The sequence below is a fragment of the Mycobacterium sp. IDUB_39 genome (genome assembly GCF_055419205.1).
This window is the reverse complement of the sequence record NZ_JBVAXF010000005.1, coordinates 235,396-254,619: the sequence shown is the minus strand read 5'-3', so window position 1 is coordinate 254,619 and position 19,224 is coordinate 235,396. Positions and strand designations below refer to the sequence as shown.

The following is a 19,224-nucleotide window of genomic DNA, read 5'->3' as shown; positions in this document are numbered from 1 at the left end:
CTCAGCTGCCGGGTTCCCGGCTGCCGTCTCGGCTGATTGCGAATTATCTTGCGAGTCAGTCATTTTCACTGTTCACTTTCGCCGCCGGGCGGCCTGAGTCGACGAACGTCCGGTCAGTCGGTGGCATCCGGGAAGTCGTTGGCGATCTTCCCGTTGCGCAGACTGCCGTCAAGGTATGCCGCGCGGCAGGCGCGCCTGCCGATCTTGCCGCTAGAGGTACGTGGAATCGCTCCCGCCGAGGTCAGCAACACGTCGCGCACGGTGACGCCGTGCCGCACCGCGATCGCCGCACGGATGTCGTCGATGACGGGTGCCTGATCGAGCTTGTGCGCGCCCGCGGCCCGCTCCCCGACGATGACCAACTGCTCGGAGGTGTCGTCCGGGTCGCGCTTGAGACCTGCGTGCGCGTTCTCGAACACCACGTCGGGCAGCTGGTTGGCCGGCACCGAGAACGCGGCCACGTAGCCGACGCGCAGGGCCTTGGTGGCCTCCTGCGCGGAGTACTCCAGATCCTGCGGGTAGTGGTTGCGGCCGTCGATGATGACGAGGTCCTTCACACGACCCGTGATGTAGAGCTCGCCGTCGTAGAACGCGCCGTAGTCGCCGGTCGCCACCCACGTCGCGTCATCGGTCGCACCCTCGGCGTGTGACGGGGTGGTGCGCGACTTCAGGGTGTTCTGGAAGGTGGCGATCGTCTCCTCGGGCTTGCCCCAGTAGCCGGTGCCCATGTTCTGACCGCTGATCCAGATCTCACCGATCTGGCCGTCGGCCAGCTCTGTGGCCGACTCGGCGTCAACGATGACGGCCCACTCGGCAGTGCCGACCTTGCCCGCCGACGCCTGGGCGACCGCAGTGGGCGCGTCCTCGGGCACTTCGACGAACCGGTGCTGGTTCAGGGCGTCACGGTCGACGTAGACGATCTTCGGCGGATCGCCAGCGGGGGTGGTCGAGACGAACAGCGTCGCCTCGGCCAAACCGTAGGACGGCTTGATCGCGTTGGGCGAAAAGCCGTATGGCCCGAACGCCTCATTGAACCTGCGGACTGTCGCCGCCGAGATCGGCTCGCTGCCGTTGAGGACGGCCTTGACGTTGGACAGGTCCAGCGGTTCCTCGCCGTCCCTGGGCAGTCCGCGCGCCGCGGCGTGGTCGAAGGCGAAGTTGGGGGCCACCGAGATGACGCCACCGGTGTCGTCGGGCTTGCGCGCCATCTCGCGGATCCAGCGGCCCGGCCGCCGGACGAACGCCGCGGGGGTCATGAAGGTGACGTAGTGCCCGATCATCGGGGCGACCAGCGCGGTGATGAGGCCCATATCGTGGAAGAACGGCAGCCAGGTGACGCCGCGGTCGCCTTCGTCGCCGTCGAGCGCGTCGATCACCTGAATGACGTTGGTCGCTAGGTTGAGGTGGGTGATCTGCACACCCGTGGGGATGCGGGTCGAGCCCGACGTGTACTGCAGGTAGGCGATGGTGTCGAGATGAACGTCCACCGGCTCCCAGGTGACGCCGACCTCGTCGGGCACGGCGTCGACCGCGATGACGCGTGGGCGGTCCTTGGCCGGCCTGCTGCGGAAGAACTTGCGCACACCCTCCGCGGCGGCCGTGGTGGTCAGGATCGCCGACGGCTGGCAGTCGTCGAGCACGGCGTGCAGCCGTCCGACGTGACCGGGCTCGTTGGGGTCGAACAGCGGCACGGCGATGCGGCCCGAGTACAGGGTTCCGAAGAACGCGACCATGTAGTCGAGGTTCTGCGGGCAGAGAATCGCGACCCGGTCGCCGGGCTCGGTGACCTGCTGCAACCGGGCACCGATGGCCCGGTTACGGGCACCGAAGTCAGACCAGTTCAGCTCGCGTTCGAGACCCTCGCGTTCGGTGGAGAAGTCCAGGAACCGGTATGCGACCTTGTTGCCGCGCACCTTCGCCCACTTCTCGACGTGCTTGACCAGGCTGCCGTTGTCGGGAATCTTGATCTGACCGTCCTTGAGGAACGGGTTGTGGAATCCCATGTCACTACTCTCCTGTCAGACTGCGTACACCGCAAAGCCCCGTGGGTGGCGGTGGCGCATCCGGGTGGCTCTCAACGTCTCGGGCGGGTGTCGCACCCGCCGATGCCAAACCTCGTGCATCCTACCGGTCGGTGGGCACCGGTTACCGGACCTCGGGTTCGGACACCGCACGGGCGACCCACGTCCAACTCTCCCGTCGCTTCGCTCGCCCCGGGCACTCTTACGTTTCTCTTAATGTTAGGTGACGAGCGGATAGGGGCCAAATCGATTGGCCGATATTCACCGATCTTGGCTGGATCGTGACTCATCCGTGCTTCGGGTGCGGAGCATTCTCAATCAGCCCCCTCGCCCAGTTCTGCGTCCACTGCGTGGAGGTCTGGCCGTCGAGCACCCAGAAGTCCGGCGTGTTGTAGAGGGCGTGCACCGGTTGACCGGCGCCGCCGGACAGCACCTCCAGCGTCTTCGGCAGGTTCGTGATGGAGAACGCACCCTGGGGGGCGGCACAGATCAGATCACCCGCCGCGCAGATCTCGTTGGTGCGGTCGTTGAGCCACCCGAAGCCGCCAGGCCGCGGGCCGGTCATCTCCAGACCGAGCTGTTTGAGCATCGGCACCTCGGCGAGCGTGATCTCCGCGCCCTGACCGGGCGGGTTGGGCCCGACGTCCTTACCGACGCTGTCCTGCCTGCGGCCGTCGGCGATCAGCGTCACGCCGAGCACCAGATCCTGGTCGACTGGCCCGCGCCCGTTGCCGATATCGCTGGCGATATCACCGGCGATGATGGCGCCCTGAGAGAAGCCCACCAACACGAAACTGGTCAGCGGGCAGCGCTCGTTGATCTCCTTCATCGCCTTGACCGTCGCGGCCGTGCCCTCGGCCCGACTGTCGTTGTAGGACATCTGCTTGTCGGCCGCGAACGGATTGTGGAACTGCGCGGTGTAGGGAACCGTGTACTGCGCCAGGCGGTCGGTGCCGAAAGCGTCGCGCAGCGGGTTGGTCACGTTGAGAAGCAGCGCGATGGGGAACTGCACCGGGTTGAGCGGGTCCATCTGCGGTGAGGACTCCCACGTGCCGGGAACCGAGATCAGTTGGACGTCAGGACAGCTCGCGTCCTGGAACTCCGGGCGCGGCTTGGACGGCGCCGGCCCACTGCTCGTCGGAGGAATGACGCTCGGCGGGACGGCCGACGGCGGGGTGGCGGGCTGGCGCAGCCACACCACCACAGCGGCGACAACCACCGTGACCAGCACGGCGACCGCAACTGCGGCGGCCAGGGCGAGGATGCGGTGGCGCCTGTTGGCGCGTTTGGTGGCCATGAAGTGAGCTGTTCTCCTGCTAGCAGAGTCGTTCGGTGGCGATGCGAATGTAGTCGGCGGTCACGGAGTTGACCTGCCCGGCGGGCAGTGCCTCCGAACTCGGATGGGAGTCGCGCACGTCATCACGCACCATCGGCAGGACGAAGTCCCACACCGCCTGATCGCTCTGGCTCGCCGCGTGCGCCTGACAGACATAGGCGCCGATGCTCAGCGCCAGCAGCTCGCTGGACGGGGCGACGCCGGCTGATTCCAGCGCGTCGAGGTAACTGCGCTGCTTGGGGGTGACATCCATCGCCCCAAGCGGTCCGCCTGCGAGCCCCCTGGGGGGCGGGTCCATGTCTGGCACGTCCGATGGTGATTCCACGGTCTCGGACGTGGCCATTCCGATACTCGTGATGACGTTGTCACTCACACCGCACGCGCTCACCGAGACGGCGGCGATCGCAACCATCATCGACAGCGTCAATGGGGTCAGCGAACGGCAGGACGGCACGAGCACCAAGGTACCGGCTGCGATCCGGCGTCCCCTTGACCTGCGCGTCCTACTTGATCGTGGCGGTCAACTCGCCCGACAGCGCCGCGAGCTGCGGCGCCCAGGTACCCCAGTCGTGCTGCCCGCCGGTCGGGAAGTCGAAGTGCCCGTTACTGCCGCCAACCGAGCGATAGTGCTGGTAGAACGTGCGATTGCTGCCCTGGGCCTGATCGCAGTAGCCGATCATCGCGGCCGGGTCGCTGCACGTCAGCGTCGCGGGGCTGAAGACCCAGATCCGGGTGTTGTTGTCCTTCAACAGCTGGATGTGGACGTCCGGGTCATGCCACTTCCAACGGCCCAACTGTGCCGCACCCCACATGGCTTGGGTGTTCACGCCGCCAAACTGAGCCAGGCCAGCGGTGATCGCGCCGTTCAGCTGTGTTGCCGACGGGGTCATGAAACCCGACATCGAGCCCGCGTAGCGGAATCGGTCGGGGTGGAACGCGGCCATCGTCATCGCGGCGGTCCCGCCCTGCGAGGCGCCGACGATGCCGTGCCCACCGGGTGCCAGCCCCTTGTTCGCGGCCAGCCAGTCCGGCAGCTCGGCGGACAGGAACGTCTCCCACTGCTTGCTGCCGTCGGCCTCCCAGTTGGTGTACATGCTCCAGGCGCCACCGGCGGGGGCGACCACCGAGATGCCCTTGCCCGCGAGCGTGTTCATCGCGTTGCCTGCCGTCACCCAGTTGCTGACATCGGGTGCGGCGTTGAACGCATCGAGCAGGTAGACCGCGTGCGGCCCGCCCGCCATGAACGACACCGGGATATCGCGACCCATCGCTGCCGACGGCACCATCAAGTTCTCAACGGCGGCGGCACTCGCGGTCTGCGGGGTCACGGTCCAAAGCCCCAGGGCCAGTGTCAACGCGCACATCGCGCGGAACAGCACCGAAAACAGCCTCATACCAATCCTCTTCTTCGCTCGTCTGGTACCGGTGTCGCCGCTTTGCCGGACCCCCGGTCAGCCCGCGTGTAGTGAATCACATCACGCACTCTGGCGGCGCCGGAAATGACCGACGGCGGCATCCCCCAGGGGATAACCGCCGTCGATTCGTCGCGCTATGACTATGTGGACCTGATCAGGCCTGCGGCGTCGCGCCCAGCACCCGCTGGATGTCGGGCTTCATTTGCTGCAACTGCGAACCCCAGTAGTTCCAGGCATGTGTCCCGTTCTGCGGGAAGTTGAACACTCCGTTGGTCCCGCCGGCCGCGATGTAGTTCTCCTGGAACGTCTTGTTGGTCCGCAACGTGAAGCCCTCGAGGAACTTCCCGTTGAACAGGTTGCCCGTGCTGGTGCCGGCGTCGAGGTCGGTCGGGGTGCCGTCACCGCAGTAGATCCAGATGCGGGTGTTGTTCGCGACCAACGTCGAGATGTTGACCATCGGGTCGTTGCGCTTCCACGCCGGATCGCTCGACGGCCCCCACATGGCATCGGCCTTGTAGCCACCCGCATCACCCATGGAGATGCCGACCAACATCGGCCACCAGCCCTCGGAGAGGTTCAGGAAGCCCGACAGCGATGCCGCGTACGGGAATTGCACGGGATGGTGGATCGCCAGCGTCAGCGCTGCCGAACCGGCCATCGACAGGCCGACCGCCGCGCTGCCGTTTCGACGCACCTGGTGATTGGCGGCGAGGTAGGCGGGCAGCTCCTGGGTCAGGAACGTCTCCCACTTGTAGGTCTGGCAGACACCGGCCTTATTGCATGCCGGCTGGTACCAATCGCTGTAGAAGCTGGACTGACCGCCGACGGGCATGACGACCGACAGTCCCGAGTTGTAGTACCACTCGAACGCAGGGGTGTTGATGTCCCAGCCGTTGAAGTCATCCTGTGCGCGCAGACCGTCGAGGAGGTAAACGGCAGGCGAATCCGGTCCGCCACTCTGGAACTGGATCTTGATGTCCTTGCCCATACCCGCAGACGGCACCATCAGGTACTCGACGGGCAGACCCGGTCGCGAGAACGCTCCCGCAGTCGCCGAGCTGCCGAGCGCGCCAACGAGTCCGGGCAGCAGCGCAGCCGCCGCGCCCGCAACCGCCAAGCGGCGCACCAACTTCGAAACAAAACTCATGCGTGTGTTCATCCGATCTGTCGTGTGCCGCACGTCAGACTCACTGCGCGCATGTGTAGTCAACCACACCAGCGGGTGGTCCTTCCCAGCGAAAAGAATCGACGCTGGTCACCCGCTCAGCCGTTTAGCGTGGCGATCAGATCGGGCTTCATCGCCTGCAGTTGCGCACCCCAGTACGACCAGGAGTGGTTCCCCTCCGACGGGAACACAAAGGTGGCGTTGGTGCCACCCGCCTTGTCGTACTTCTCCTGAAATCGCTTGTTGCTGTTGATCGCAAGCGATTCCAAGCTGTTGGCGTTGAACGACTGGCCGGGATTGACGCTCTCGTCGAGCGGGCCACCGCCCGGCGCGCAGTAGATCCACAACCGGGTGCGGTTGGCGACCAGGCGGTCCACCTGCAACACAGGGTCGTTGCGCTTCCACGCCGAATCCCATGGCGGGCCCCACATGTTGTCGACGTTGAAGCCGCCGGCATCGAGCATCGCGACGCGAATCGCCTGCTTCATGAAGAGCGTCGAGGGGTTGAGGAATCCGGACAGCGACGAGGCGAACTTGAACTGCGCCGGGTGGTACGCGGCCAACGTCAACGCGGCTCCACCGGCCATCGACAGCCCGACGATGGCGTTACCCGTCATGGACACCTGCTTGTTGGAGGCCAACCACATCGGCAGTTCCTGGGTCAGGAAGGTCTCCCACTTGTAGGTGTAGGTCTGGTTGTTGAAACTCGACGGTGAGTACCAGTCGGTGTAGAAGCTCGACTGCCCGCCGACGGGCATGACCGTCGCGACGCCCGAGTCGTTGAACCACTCGAACGCCGGGGTGTTGATATCCCATCCGTTGAAGTCGTCCTGGGCCCGCAGACCGTCGAGGAGGTAGACGGCCGGGCTCGGGGCCGCCGCGACGGGTGGCTGGATGCCGGTGCCGTGCGGGGCGGGGGCGGGCGTCACGACGGGTGCACCGTCGGGTCCCGCGCTCGGATCTGCCGACTCGGGGGCGACGGGATCTGCAGGGGTTTCGACAGGGGCGTACGCGGGCTGGAACTGGACACGGATATTGCGGCCCATCGCCGTCGAGTACACGTCGAGGTACTCCACCGGCAGCCCGGCGCGCGAGAAGGCGTGCGCGGTCGGCGCGGTGGCAACAGTGGCCACACCACCCGCGAAAACCGCCGCGGCAGGCAATACCAGCACCCCGACCGTCGCCGCGATCATGCGACGCATTCCGCCGCTCACTGCATTTACGCGTGATCTCGTTCGCATTTGCTGCACTTATTATCCATTTCGTATGTCCGGCGCCGACGTAGCGGCGATTCCGCGGCACAGCTCATGGCACGTGGTGACTCACTGACGTGCTTATCGCATCAACATGGCTGCAGCGTTACTCGTGGCGTAACCAAAGCAGACAACGCCACACCTCGACAAATCGCAGTGTGATGCGTCACGGACCGGTAGCTGGCAACCCGGTGTATGGCGGATTTCTCGGTGGCGGCGGTGTGAGCCCGCACCGCTCGAGCTCGTAAAGCGGCACACGGTTGATCCGATATTTGCCGAACTCATATGCGTGGAGAACGTTCGACAGGAATCTGCGCGGCCCCATCGGTCCCCGCACCGCGCTGAGCATGGCGTCAGTCTCAGGGCACTCCAGTGCGACCTGAGCCTGAGCGATCCAGTCCTCGTCGAGGTAGGGCGGGATGTACGGACGCTCCTTCAGGAACGGTCCCTCGGCGACGGCCCAGTCCGGGAAGAGATTCTTGTCGTGCCCGATGCGGCCGTCCTCGATGCGCTCCGTGTGCGCGGCCAACGGGTTGGCCAGACCGATCTGATCGATGACACGGACGTCGAGTCCGAGGTTCATGGCTGTCATGCCCATGTTGGTGAAGAACACCGTGTGCGGTCCGCGCTCATCCGACGGCGGCTCACCAGGCGCCGGAGGTGGCGGCGGTATGGCGGGCACCACGTCCCACTGGTCGTAGTTGCCCGACGGCAGCAGCAATGCGCCGTCGGGCGTGTTTTCGATCGCCTGCAGCATCGACCGCATCCGCGGATAGTCGAGGTAGTCGGCGGCGGTCAGTGGGTGCGCGTGCCCGGTTGCCTGGGCGTAGAAGCGGCGCTCGTCGACGATGCCGCTGTGGGTCACACGGGTGGCGTCACTACCCATACCGGGCGAATTCGCCGCCCACAGTGACCATCCCACGATCGCGAGCCACATCGCCATCGTCGACCCGGCCAGCAGATAACCACCGACCCGGGTGAACCGGGTGCCGTCGGGAAGCACCACGGGGATCACCGCGATGGGCATCAGGACACAGAACAGCGGGGTGAGCAGAACCCTGCCGTGCATGAAGTCGCCGCCCTGACGCACCCAGTACACCGCCTGCAGGACACCGCTCAGAACCATGAAAGCGACGACGGCGGGCGGACTCTGGACCGTCCGCGCCAACCGGCCCACACCCGCAGGCGGACGGTGCGTGGTCCACCACGGCATGGTCCTGGTCGCGAACATGACCAGACCCACCGCAGCGAGCAGCATGATCGGAACCCACAACATGTACGGCTGGTTGAAGTTGGCGAGATAGGTGAAACCCTGCGCCCACTTGGAACCGGTGGCGTCCTTGGCGATCGCGGTGCCCGGGACCAGCAGACCGTAGTAGCCCATCCGGAACACCTCGTAGGCGACCGGCAACAGCCCGCCCGCGGCGATGATGAGCAGCCGGCGCTGCCGATCGCGGGCGGCGATGAGCATCATCACCAGCGCCAGGCCGCCGATCAGCGCGAGCTCGGGGCGCACCAGCACCGACAGGCCCGCGACGAATGCCAGCGTCATCTCGAAGGGGCGGCCGACGGTGTTGACCCCCACCGACCCACCCGTGTCAGCCCGTAGCGCCTGCGACCAGCAGACCATCATCCACCACAGCAGCCCGAGATAGGCCAGCACCAAACCGTTTTCGAGGCCCGACGTGGCGAAGTCCCTGGCCGGCGGGATCGCGGCGTACACCAGCACACCCGCGGGCAGAAGCAACGCCCGCTTACCGCGGAGACCCGGTGCGTACAACCTGCCGGTGCCCAGCATCGCGAACACCACACCGGCGACGCTCAGCGTCAGCGCCAACGTCAGGACGACGTACTCCATCTGCAGCGAGCCACCGAGCCAGCTGGCGAACGTGACAAGGTAGGTCCACAGCGTCGAGGTGTTGGCCTCGACCCGCTCACCCTTGTTGAAGACAGGACCGTTGCCCGCCAACAGGTTTCGGACGGTACGCAGGACGATCAGACCGTCATCGGCAATCCAGCGGCGCTGCCAGGCGCCCCAGCCGAACAGCGCGGCTACCACCACCACGGAAAGCCAGAGGCTTATCCGGACGCTGGCGTGATAGGGAAACGCCGCTCCGCGCGCCATCCGGCGCGCGGCGGCGGACATCAGCCGGTCAGCTGAAGATGACTGCAGCACCGATGGTTCCGATCCACGCCACTGCGAGCAGCTGCAGCACCCGGTCGCCGAACGCGATCTCCTCGGGCTCGCCGGCCTGACCGCCGTCGACGTCGACGGCGTAGCGCAGGATCGCGATGGTGAAGGGAATCATCGAAACGGCGAACCACGAACCACCCGCCGGGCCGTCCCGGTAGAACGCCCACAGGCCGTAGCAGACCACCACGGCGGTGGCCGACAACGTCCAGACGAACCGCAGGTAGCTGCTGGTGTAACTCTCCAGCGACTTGCGGATCTTGGCGCCGGTGCGCTCGGCGAGCTGCAGTTCGGCGTAGCGCTTGCCCGCCGCCATGAACAGCGACCCGAACGCCATCATCAGCAGGAACCACTGCGACAGTGGGATATCCGCCGCGACGCCACCGGCGATGGCGCGCAGCAGGAATCCCGATGACACGATGCAGATGTCCAGCACGGCCTGGTGCTTGAGGCCGAAGCAGTAGGCCAACTGAATCGCGATGTAGATCGCCATGACGATCGCGAGGTTGGGCGTGGCGAGGAACGATATGGCCAGTGATGCCACCGCCAGCACCACGGCCATCGTGTAGGCCAGTCCCACCGGGACCACGCCCGCCGCGATCGGCCGGAACCGCTTGGTGGGGTGTTCCCGGTCGGCATCGACATCGCGGGCGTCGTTGATCAGATAGATGGACGACGCCGCGAGGCTGAACGCCACGAACGCGATGCCGACCTTGATCAGCACGTCGAGGTAGTCGTAGGAGGCCTCGACGCCGAACGCCGCCAACGGCGCGGCGAGCACCAGCAGGTTCTTCACCCACTGGCGTGGGCGCAGCGCCTTGATGATCCCGCTGAACAGATTCTTGGGTGGGCCGACCACCGGCGCGGCTTGCTCGCTCACTTACCGGGCTCCTTCGACGTTCTCTCGACGCGGTCTCCCACGGCACCGACCGTGCTGGCAACGGCGGCGCCGACCACCATGCCCGTGAGCACGTCGGTCGGGTAGTGCACCCCGAGCACCAGGCGGGACAACGCCATCGGCGGCACCACCAGCAGGGGAAGTCTCGACCGCGTGGCGCGAGCCAACAGCAGCGCCGCGGCGGTGGTGGAGGTGGCGTGAGCGGACGGGAAGCTCAGCTTGCTCGGCGTGCCGACGTTCACCGAGATGTCGGGGTGCTCTGGGCGGGTCCGCTTGACGACCCGCTTGATCACCACGGCGGCCGCGTGCGCGATGAACGCGCCGGCCCCGGCCGTCAACCACGCGCGCCGTCGCCGAGGCTGCACGAGTGCACCGAGCAGCGCTACCCCGACCCAGCCCGCGCTGTGCTCACCGAAGTGCGAGAGTGCCCGCGCGCCCGGGAGAACGCCTGGGCGGCCAGCGATTCCGTGCTGCACGGCAACCAGCACCGCATCCTCGCCCCGCGGTGCCGTGTAGCCGCCGAGGCTCACGACTTGGCTTCTGCGCTGGTCGGCAGGACGGTTTCCCACTTCTGCTTGCTGGACAGCACCGGAAGTGCCTCGCGGTAGACCCGGCGCATCCGGTTGAACTTACGCAGCAGCTGCACCTGGCGCTTGAGAGATTCGCGAAGCAGCTCGAACATCTTCTCGCGGTCACGCTGGCGATAGACGACGCCGCGCCCGTCGGCGGTTGTCACCGTGACACCGTCGACCCGCGACAGCGAGAACCACCGCGCGTCCTGGGTGGCGACATTGATCTGCGGGCGACGGTGATGCTCGGGGTCGTGCGGCTTGAGCTGGTGAACGACACCGCGGGCCAGGCGCACTGCGATCGACACTGGGCCGACCGGGATCTGCACCTTCTTGCGCCAGCGCTTGTCCGACGGCGTCGGCAACGCGCTCGCACTCGACAGCACCACCGCGTCGGGGTACTCGTTGCGCATGCTGCGCACCTCTGGCAGCGCCGACTCCAGGATGGAGAAGATGTGCTCGGGGCCGGCCAGGAAGTCGTCCATCGCCTTGTTCTGGATGGCGACCGTCGAATACTCCAGGCACAGAAGGTGTTTGATGGTTGCCTTCAAGTGGCTGGCCACCAGACCCGAGACGCTGCCGTCCCAGTGCAGCGATGCCACGACCAACCGGTTGCGCAGGTGGAAGTACGCCTGCCAGTCGATCGCGTCGTCCTTGTCACTCCAGGCCATATGCCAGATGGCGGCGCCGGGCAGTGTCACGGTCGGATAGCCGTGCTCGCCCGCGCGCAGCCCGTAGTCGGCGTCGTCCCACTTGATGAACAGCGGCAGGGGCTGGCCGAGTTCCTCAGCCACTTGACGCGGGATCATGCACATCCACCAGCCGTTGTAGTCAACGTCGATGCGGCGATGCAGGAGCCGGCTTCGGGATTCCTCCTCATCGTTGAGGGGGTACTTGGCGAAGTCGTGGTCGTACTCGGTGTTGATGGCACCGGTCCACATGAAGTTGGCCTGGTCGACCATCTCGCCCATCACGTGCAGGTGCGAAGGCTCCTGCAGATTGAGCATCTGGCCACCCACGAGGGTCGGGGTCTTCGCGAAGCGGTTCAGCGCGAGTGCCCGCAGGATCGAGTCGGGCTCGATGCGGATGTCATCGTCCATGAACAGGATCTGTTCGCAGTCGGTGTTCTTCAGCGCCTCGTACATGACTCGGCTGTAGCCACCAGAGCCACCGAGGTTGGGCTGGTTGTGGATGGTCAACCGGTTGCCGAGAGCCGCGGCGGCCTCGGGGAAGTCGGGGTGATCGCAGGCCTTGTTGTTGCCCTGATCGGAGACGATCACCGCGCTGATGACGTCATCCACCAGGGGATCCGACGTGAGCGCCGCGAGCGCGCTGACGCAGTCCGCGGGCCGGTTGAACGTCGGGATGCCGACGGCGACGTTGGCCCTCCCCGGCGCCGGTTGCGGCGCGTACCACCCGGCGCTGTGCACGGTGACCTTGGAGTCGGTGGTGATGTCGAACCAGATCCAGCCGCCGTCCTCGAACGGGTCGAGTCCGATCTCGAACTCGGTGACAGCAGGAGCGCCCGGGTCTGTGCTGGACGCCGCGGCACCGCCGACGGTGATGCGTGCGCCGGTGGCCTTGGAGCGGTAGACGTCAATGCGTGCGCTGCCGGTCAGTTCGACCCGCAGCACCACGGACTCGAGGATCGACCAGCGGCGCCAGTAGCTGGCCGGGAAGGCGTTGAAGTAGGTCGCGAACGAGACCTCCGACTCGTCGCCGATCTCCAGCGTGGTGCGGCTCGGCGCATGGGCGCGCCGGGAGTTGGTGGACGACTCCTCGATGTAGAGCTTGCGTACGTCCAGCGGCTCGCCCGGGCGCGGCAGGATGACGCGCGACAGCAGGCTGACCGCTTTGGACTGTCCGGCATCAAGTGCGCCGGACGGAATGTCACTCATGGTGTGCTGCTTTCGTCTTGGACCAGCGCCGCTCCGTCGCGCAGATGCGGTACCAGGGTGTTGTCGTACATGTTGAGCGCGCTCGCGATCGCCATGTGCATGTCGAGGTACTGATAGGTGCCCAGCCGTCCGCCGAACAGCACTCCGGCCGACGCCGTCTCGCCCTTGGCCAGTTCACGGTAGGCCGTGACCATCGCCCGATCCTCGGGGGTGTTGATGGGGTAGTAGGGCTCGTCGTCGTCCTTGGCGAACCGCCCGTACTCGCGCATGATGACGGTCTTGTCGGTCGGGTAGGCGCGCTCGGGGTGGAAGTGCCGGAACTCGTGAATCCGGGTGTAGGGCACGTCGGCGTCGTTGTAGTTCATGACGGGCGTGCCTTGAAAGTCGCCCGTGTCGAGGACCTCGGTCTCGAAGTCGAGCGTGCGCCAACCGAGTCGGCCCGCCGAGTAGTCGAAGTAGCGGTCCAGCGGGCCGGTGTAGATGACGGGCGCGTCGGGGTTGGCCGCAACGAGTTCGTCTCGCACGTCGAACCAGTCGGTGTCCAGTCGCACCTCGATGCGCTCGTCGACGGCCATGTTCTGCAGCCAGGCGGTGTACCCGTCGACCGGCAGCCCCTCGTACGTGTCGTTGAAGTAGCGGTTGTCGAACGTGTAGCGCACCGGCAGCCGGGTGATGTTGCTTGCCGGCAGGTTGGTCGGATCGGTCTCCCACTGCTTGGCCGTGTAGTGCTTCATGAACGCCTCGTAGAGCGGGCGCCCGATGAGGCTGATCGCCTTCTCCTCGAAGTTCTGCGCGGCCTTGGAGTCGAACTCGGCGGCCTGCTCGGCGATCAGCGCCCTGGCCTCATCGGGAGTGAAGTAGCGGCCGAAGAACTGCGACACCAGGCCCAGGCCCATCGGGAACTGGTAGGCCTGACCGGCGTGCATCGCGAAGACGCGATGCTGATAGCCGGTGAACTCGGTGAACTGGCGGACGTAGTCCCACACCCGCTGGTTGGAGGTGTGGAAGAGGTGCGCACCGTAACGGTGCACCTCTATACCGGTCGTGGGCTCGGGTTCGGAGTAGGCGTTACCGCCGATGTGTGGCCGCCTGTCGACGACAAGCACACGCTTGTCGAGTTGAGTGGCTACACGCTCGGCGATCGTCAGGCCGAAGAATCCGGAGCCGACGACGAGAAGGTCGTACGGGCCGGCGGACGGGACCGGAGCGACCCGGGGATCAGCGGAGGTCATCGGCAGCAAGGGTATCCGACCCGGCCTGTCGGACCCGAATTCTGCATGCCAATGGGTGAGCCGAACGCCCTCGAACAGCAGGTCGCAATTCGCTCACGATTCCGCATCGTCACTCCAGACACTCTTGTCACATCCGTACCATCGACCACGTCGGTATTGACGGATTCGTACCCGAGTTCGACGACCACCGACAGACCGAAGACCTAATACACGTAGTCGAATACTGAGGAGACTTCCGTGCCGAACCGACGTCGACGCAAGCTCTCGACAGCCATGAGCGCAGTCGCCGCCCTGGCCGTCGCAAGTCCAGTTGCAGTGGTTGCCATGTCCGACCTGTCTCAAGACGCCGCAGAGCCGCAGCACCGTGAGTTCGTCCAGGCCGCGCTCATCACCGATCTACCCACCGAATTGTTGGGCGCCCTGTCCCAGGGCCTGTCCCAGTTCGGGATCAACCTGCCGCCCATGCCGACAGGCCTCCTGACCGGGTCGGGCGCCTCGTCATCGCTGACGTCGCCGGGCCTGACCTCACCGGGTCTGACCTCGCCTGGCCTGACGGCACCCGGCCTGACCTCGCCGGGTCTGACCTCGCCTAGCCTGACCTCGCCGGGCCTGACCTCGCCGGGTCTGACCGCACCGGGTCTGACGACTCCGGGGCTGACCACGCCCGGCCTCACGACACCGGGGCTGACCACGCCCGGCCTCACCACCCCCGGCCTGAGCGTGCCCCCGGTGACGGCGACCGGCCCGTCTCTGACTGACTCCGGCCTGGCCAACCCCGCGCTGACGAACCCGGCGCTCACCAGCCCCGGGCTCACCACGCCCGGACTGACCACGCCGATCTCCAACAGCACTGGACTGGGAATCCCCGGCGCGAGCGAGATCCCGATCAGCGATCCGATCGGCCTCGACCCGTCGGCTGGCATGTACCCGATCCTCGGCGACCCGTCGCTCGGGATGCCCGCCGCCGCACCCGCGGCGAGCGGAGGGCTGCTGGGCGACCTGTCCAGTGCCGCCCAGACGCTCGGCGCTGGCCAGGCGATCGACCTACTCAAGGGCATGGTGATGCCCGCGATCACGTCGGCGATGCAGAACGCCGCTCCCGCGGCGGCCGCAGCGGCTCCCGCGGCCGCGGCGGCGGTTCCCACCCCCTAGACCCTGTGCGAAACGGCACCGCAGAGGCCCAACAGGCTCTGCGGTGCCGTTACAGGAAGGCACCGACAGAATTGTCGCTCCGCCAGGCCGTGTCGAAACTCTGGTAACAACTGACACATACGTAACATCAGGCCGTGCTGAGTCGACGCGCAGTGCCATCGCTGCTCTTCTCTGCCGTGGCAGCGACGGTCGTCATCCTGCCGTGGGCGGTGGATGGCCTGCCGGGTGACCATGACTCGCAGGCCACGGCCAGCACACTGCTGCTCGTCGAGAAGCCACTGACCGATATCGGCGGTGGCGAGACCATCCGCGACATCCGGCAGGACACCCCCTTCTCGATGGTCGCGCTCACCGCGGCCGACTTCACCGGCACGACGGCCCGGGTCCGCGCGCAGAAGCCCGACGGCTCGTGGGGACCGTGGTACGAGGCGGAGCACCTGGACGGCGTCGGCGAGGAGAACTCGCCGAAGGACGGCACCGAACCCGTCTTCGTCGGCCAGACCAATCACGTGCAGATCGCTGTCACCCGGCCAGTCGACGCGCCCCGCAGCGGCACCCAGCCCACGGGCGCACCGAAGTCGAAGCTTGGCTACATCCCCGCCAGTGTCGAGCAGTCGACGGTCCCGACATTCAACGCAGTCTTGATCAGCCCGCCCACCGCACCTGCCAACGTGCAGTGGGAACCGCCGACGGCGGCGACCATCCCCGGCCAGCCGCCCAACGTCATCGGCCGCGCGCAGTGGGGCGCCGACGAGGCGATGCGATGCGGAAACACGGTGTACGACAACAGGGTTCGCGCCGGCGTCGTACACCACACGGCAGGCAGCAACAACTACAGCCCGGGCGACTCCCCCGGCATCGTCCGATCGATCTACGAGTACCACACCCGCACGCTGGGCTGGTGCGACATCGCCTACAACGCCCTGGTGGACAGGTACGGCCAGGTCTTCGAGGGACGCGCGGGCGGCATGAACCGACCGGTCGAGGGCGCCCACACCGGCGGCTTCAACGCCAACACCTGGGGTGTGGCGATGATGGGTGACTTCACCATCGAGCCGCCCACGCCGATCCAGTTGCGCACCACCGGACGCCTGCTCGGCTGGCGCCTCGGCCTCGACCACGTGGACCCCAAGGGCACCGTCATGCTGACATCGGCCGGCGGTAGCTTCTCCACCTTCCCGCGGGGGGCCACGCCGACGCTGCCCAGCATCTTTACCCACCGCGACGTCGGCAACACCGAATGTCCCGGCAATGCGGCACTTGCTGTGATGGACCTACTGCGCGACACCGCCGCTCGGTTCAACGCCCCACCTGGGCCCATCTCGCTGGCCGACTCGCTGCGCGGCGGCGCCATCCACACCAAGTGGTCCGCGATGGGCGGGGACGCGAGCGCTCTCGGGGCGCCCACATCGCCCGAGGCCTCCGGTGATGGCAACAGCCGGTACGTCACCTTCCAGAAGGGCGCGATGTACTGGTCACCGGAGAGCGGCGCCGAACCGGTCACCGGGGCCATCTACGACGCGTGGGGCTCGCTGGGTTTCGAGCGCGGCGCGCTGGGCCTGCCCACCAGCGGCGAGATCCAGGAACCGCTGTGGATCGTGCAGAACTTCGCGCACGGCACGCTGAACTTCGACCGGGAGAAGGGCACCGTGACCAGGGTGATCGACGGCGTGCCGATCGAACTCCCGCCCCCGGCGCACCCCGGCACACCCGTTCAGCTGGAGCGGTTCACCCCCATCGGCTTCAGCTAGAGCCACCAGCGCTCGAGCACACGCGCCAGCCCGTCGTCGGTGTTGGGTGCCGTGACCTCGTCGGCCGCGGCGATCGCCTCCGGATGCGCGTTGCCCATCGCGACGCCAAGCCCCGCCCAGCGCAACATCGGGATGTCATTGGGCATATCGCCGAAGGTCACCACGTCCTCGGCCGTGATACCGAGCGGGCGTGCCACCTCCTCGACGCCGGTGGCCTTGCTGATACCCAGCGGCACCACCTCGATGAGGCCGTTGTTCGTCGAGTAGGTCAGGTCGCCGAGCAGCCCCACGTGAGGTTCGAGCACCGTCAACATGTCCGCACTCCTCGCCCCCGCCTGGCGGATGAGCAGTTTGACCGCGGGCGCGGCCAGCAGATCCTGCAGCGACACCTCGGTGTTGTCGGGGTTGAGCCAGGCGTGCTCGTAACCGGGTGAGGAGACGAACTGCGGTGTCGCCGCGTCGTGGGCACTCTGTCCCACCCGCTCGACGGCCAGCCCGGCAGACGGGATCAGCCGGGTCGCCAGCTCGGCCAGCTCACCGAGCTGGTCCGTCGACAGCGTGCGGGCCGAGATGATGCGGTCGGTGGCCGAGTCGTAGATCACGGAGCCGTTGGCGCACACCGCTATCGGTGCCATGCCCAGCCCGTCGACCACCTGGGAGATCCAGCGCGGGGGCCGACCGGTGGCGAGCACGAACTGCGTGCCCGCGTCCACCGCCGCCCATACCGCGGCCCGGGTGCGGGGCGTGACGTTCTCGTCGTTATCGAGCAGCGTGCCATCGACATCGGTGGCTATCAGCGCGGGAAGCACTAGGCCCCACCCGTCCGCCTGCGCGCACGCTCCGCGAGTTCCGCCGCCTCGAGCGCACGTGCCTCCTCGAGGGTCGGCGCACCGCCGCCGAGTCGGCGCGGCACCCAGGGGGCACCTTGCGGATGCTCGTAGTCGTCCTGCGCGCGATAGAGAAGGTCGTTCATCTCGGCGCGCAGATCGTCCATCACGGCCTCGACGGCGCCGGTGGCGGCCATCGGGGCGCCGACCGACACGGTGATCGGAAACTTGTTGCGGCCCAGGCTCTTCGGATGGTCCTTGGTCCAGATGCGCTGAGCGCCCCACACGATCATCGGGATGATCGGCACGTCGGCCTCCTGGGCCATGCGTGCGGCACCCGTCTTGAATTCCTTGAGTTCGAAGCTGCGGCTGATGGTTGCCTCCGGATAGACGCCGACGAGTTCGCCGGCTCGTAATCGCTCGACGGCGATGGGGTAGGAGTCGCCACCCGCCCGCCGGTCGACGGGGATGGCCCGAGCGTGCTCGATTAGGAAGCCAACCGCCTTCACGTCGGCCATCTCGGCCTTGATCATGAAACGCATCCGCCGCTTGCGGTACATGGCAGCCAATGCCGCGGGGAGGAAGTCGACATAACTCGTGTGATTGATCGCAGCCACCGCTCCGCCAACCGCAGGGATGTTCTCCAAACCGTGGAAGGTGATGCGGGTACCGGTGACTCGCACCGCCGTCCTACCCGCGATCTCCAGGCTGCGGAAGATCGGTTCCATGTCATACCTGCCCGGGCGCCCCGCCCGGCTCGGGCCGTTCCGCGCGGTGCGCTGCCTTCTCGGCGGCTTCCTCGGCGTCGAGCTGGTTGGCCTCGGCCAGCGTCGGGGCTCCCCCACCAAGACGGTGTGGCACCCAGAACTCACCCGCCGGATGACGACCGTAGGCGTCCTGAACCTCCGTCAGGAGGTGCTGCATGCGCGAGTGCAACAGTGCGGTCAGTTCGGCGGCGGGAAGGGTCGGATAGATCGGTTCACCGACCGCGATCGAGATCGGCACCTTCGTCCGCCCCATCCTGCGTGGATGCCCCTTCGTCCAGATGCGCTGAGCGCCCCACACGATGTGCGGGATGATCGGCACGTCGGCGGCGATCGCCATCCGCGCCGCACCCGACTTGAACTCCTTGATCTCGAAGCTGCGACTGATGGTCGCCTCGGGGTAGACGCCGACCAGCTCGCCCTCCTTGAGCCGCTGACACGCCTCCTCGAACGACGCCGCGCCGCTGCCGCGATCCACCGGGATGTGCCGCAGGCTCCGCATGATCGGACCGGTCAGCTTGTTGTCGAACACCTCCTTCTTCGCCATGAAGCGAACCTTGCGGCCGCGTCCCTGACGAAAGGCCGGTAGGCCGGCGAAGGTGAAGTCGAAGTAGCTGGTGTGGTTGATGGCGATCACCGCTCCACCGGTGACGGGAAGATTCTCCACACCCGTCACGGTGAACTTCAGGCCCTGCATCCGCCACACCAGGCGGGCGGCCGAGATGGCAGTGCCGTAGACAGGTTCCACGTGG

Annotated in this window: 16 protein-coding genes; 2 read left to right on the top strand and 14 right to left on the bottom strand. The window is 66.8% G+C overall.

Annotation, left to right across the window (positions count from 1 at the left end):
* Nucleotides 1–113 precede the first annotated feature (113 nt).
* The 11 genes from fadD32 to glf all read right to left on the bottom strand — a co-directional run bounded on the left by fadD32 (nt 114) and on the right by glf (nt 13,978).
* Nucleotides 114–2,003 (bottom strand): long-chain-fatty-acid--AMP ligase FadD32, encoded by a 1,890-nt coding sequence (gene fadD32 / locus ACZY0X_RS19935; RefSeq protein ID WP_463772838.1) that lies wholly within the window; start codon nt 2,001–2,003, stop codon nt 114–116.
* A gap of 304 nt (nt 2,004–2,307) precedes the next feature.
* The gene (gene culp6, locus ACZY0X_RS19930; RefSeq protein ID WP_463772836.1) at nt 2,308–3,318 is read right to left on the bottom strand and encodes a carboxylesterase Culp6; all 1,011 of its coding nucleotides are present in this window, start codon (nt 3,316–3,318) and stop codon (nt 2,308–2,310) included.
* Between the two features lie 19 nt (nt 3,319–3,337).
* Nucleotides 3,338–3,811: a DUF732 domain-containing protein gene (locus ACZY0X_RS19925; RefSeq protein WP_463772835.1), complete on the bottom strand. Its 474-nt coding sequence runs from the start codon at nt 3,809–3,811 to the stop codon at nt 3,338–3,340.
* 49 nt (nt 3,812–3,860) lie between these two features.
* Nucleotides 3,861–4,751 (bottom strand): esterase family protein, encoded by an 891-nt coding sequence (locus tag ACZY0X_RS19920; protein WP_241402533.1) that lies wholly within the window; start codon nt 4,749–4,751, stop codon nt 3,861–3,863.
* A 175-nt stretch (nt 4,752–4,926) separates the two neighbouring features.
* Nucleotides 4,927–5,919 carry an esterase family protein gene (locus tag ACZY0X_RS19915; protein ID WP_463772833.1) on the bottom strand — a complete coding sequence of 331 codons (993 nt, stop codon included), beginning with the start codon at nt 5,917–5,919 and terminating at the stop codon, nt 4,927–4,929.
* A gap of 116 nt (nt 5,920–6,035) precedes the next feature.
* Nucleotides 6,036–7,178, bottom strand: a complete 1,143-nt coding sequence (locus tag ACZY0X_RS19910; protein WP_463772831.1) for an esterase family protein — start codon at nt 7,176–7,178, stop codon at nt 6,036–6,038.
* A 178-nt stretch (nt 7,179–7,356) separates the two neighbouring features.
* Nucleotides 7,357–9,336, bottom strand: a complete 1,980-nt coding sequence (gene zomB / locus ACZY0X_RS19905) for a flagellar motor control protein ZomB (protein WP_463773369.1) — start codon at nt 9,334–9,336, stop codon at nt 7,357–7,359.
* A 7-nt stretch (nt 9,337–9,343) separates the two neighbouring features.
* Nucleotides 9,344–10,261, bottom strand: coding sequence for a decaprenyl-phosphate phosphoribosyltransferase (locus tag ACZY0X_RS19900; protein ID WP_463772830.1), 918 nt, complete (start codon nt 10,259–10,261; stop codon nt 9,344–9,346).
* Nucleotides 10,258–10,809, bottom strand: coding sequence for a phosphatase PAP2 family protein (locus tag ACZY0X_RS19895; RefSeq protein WP_463772828.1), 552 nt, complete (start codon nt 10,807–10,809; stop codon nt 10,258–10,260). Before ACZY0X_RS19895 ends, ACZY0X_RS19900 begins: the two co-directional genes overlap by 4 nt.
* Nucleotides 10,806–12,746 carry a glycosyltransferase gene (locus ACZY0X_RS19890; protein WP_463772827.1) on the bottom strand — a complete coding sequence of 647 codons (1,941 nt, stop codon included), beginning with the start codon at nt 12,744–12,746 and terminating at the stop codon, nt 10,806–10,808. Before ACZY0X_RS19890 ends, ACZY0X_RS19895 begins: the two co-directional genes overlap by 4 nt.
* Nucleotides 12,743–13,978, bottom strand: coding sequence for a UDP-galactopyranose mutase (gene glf / locus ACZY0X_RS19885; RefSeq protein WP_463772825.1), 1,236 nt, complete (start codon nt 13,976–13,978; stop codon nt 12,743–12,745). The genes ACZY0X_RS19890 and glf overlap by 4 nt, the downstream gene beginning before the upstream one ends.
* Nucleotides 13,979–14,215: 237 nt before the next feature.
* On the opposite strand from glf, the gene ACZY0X_RS19880 reads away from it, so the two are divergent.
* Both ACZY0X_RS19880 and ACZY0X_RS19875 read left to right on the top strand, forming a co-directional pair.
* Nucleotides 14,216–15,130 carry a hypothetical protein gene (locus ACZY0X_RS19880; protein ID WP_463772824.1) on the top strand — a complete coding sequence of 305 codons (915 nt, stop codon included), beginning with the start codon at nt 14,216–14,218 and terminating at the stop codon, nt 15,128–15,130.
* A 134-nt stretch (nt 15,131–15,264) separates the two neighbouring features.
* Nucleotides 15,265–16,881: an N-acetylmuramoyl-L-alanine amidase gene (locus tag ACZY0X_RS19875; RefSeq protein ID WP_463772823.1), complete on the top strand. Its 1,617-nt coding sequence runs from the start codon at nt 15,265–15,267 to the stop codon at nt 16,879–16,881.
* On the opposite strand, the gene ACZY0X_RS19870 is transcribed toward ACZY0X_RS19875, so the two are convergent.
* From ACZY0X_RS19870 to ACZY0X_RS19860, 3 genes are read right to left on the bottom strand one after another with little or no spacing between them, the layout of a single operon-like run.
* A complete protein-coding gene (locus ACZY0X_RS19870) occupies nt 16,878–17,690 on the bottom strand; it encodes an HAD family hydrolase (RefSeq protein ID WP_463772821.1) in 813 nt (270 codons plus the stop codon). The genes ACZY0X_RS19875 and ACZY0X_RS19870 overlap by 4 nt on opposite strands.
* On the bottom strand, nt 17,690–18,436 hold the full coding sequence (locus ACZY0X_RS19865) for a lysophospholipid acyltransferase family protein (RefSeq protein ID WP_463772820.1): 747 nt from the start codon (nt 18,434–18,436) through the stop codon (nt 17,690–17,692). The genes ACZY0X_RS19870 and ACZY0X_RS19865 overlap by 1 nt, the downstream gene beginning before the upstream one ends.
* A gap of 1 nt (nt 18,437) precedes the next feature.
* Nucleotides 18,438–19,220 carry a lysophospholipid acyltransferase family protein gene (locus tag ACZY0X_RS19860; protein WP_463772819.1) on the bottom strand — a complete coding sequence of 261 codons (783 nt, stop codon included), beginning with the start codon at nt 19,218–19,220 and terminating at the stop codon, nt 18,438–18,440.
* Between the last annotated feature and the right edge of the window lie 4 nt (nt 19,221–19,224).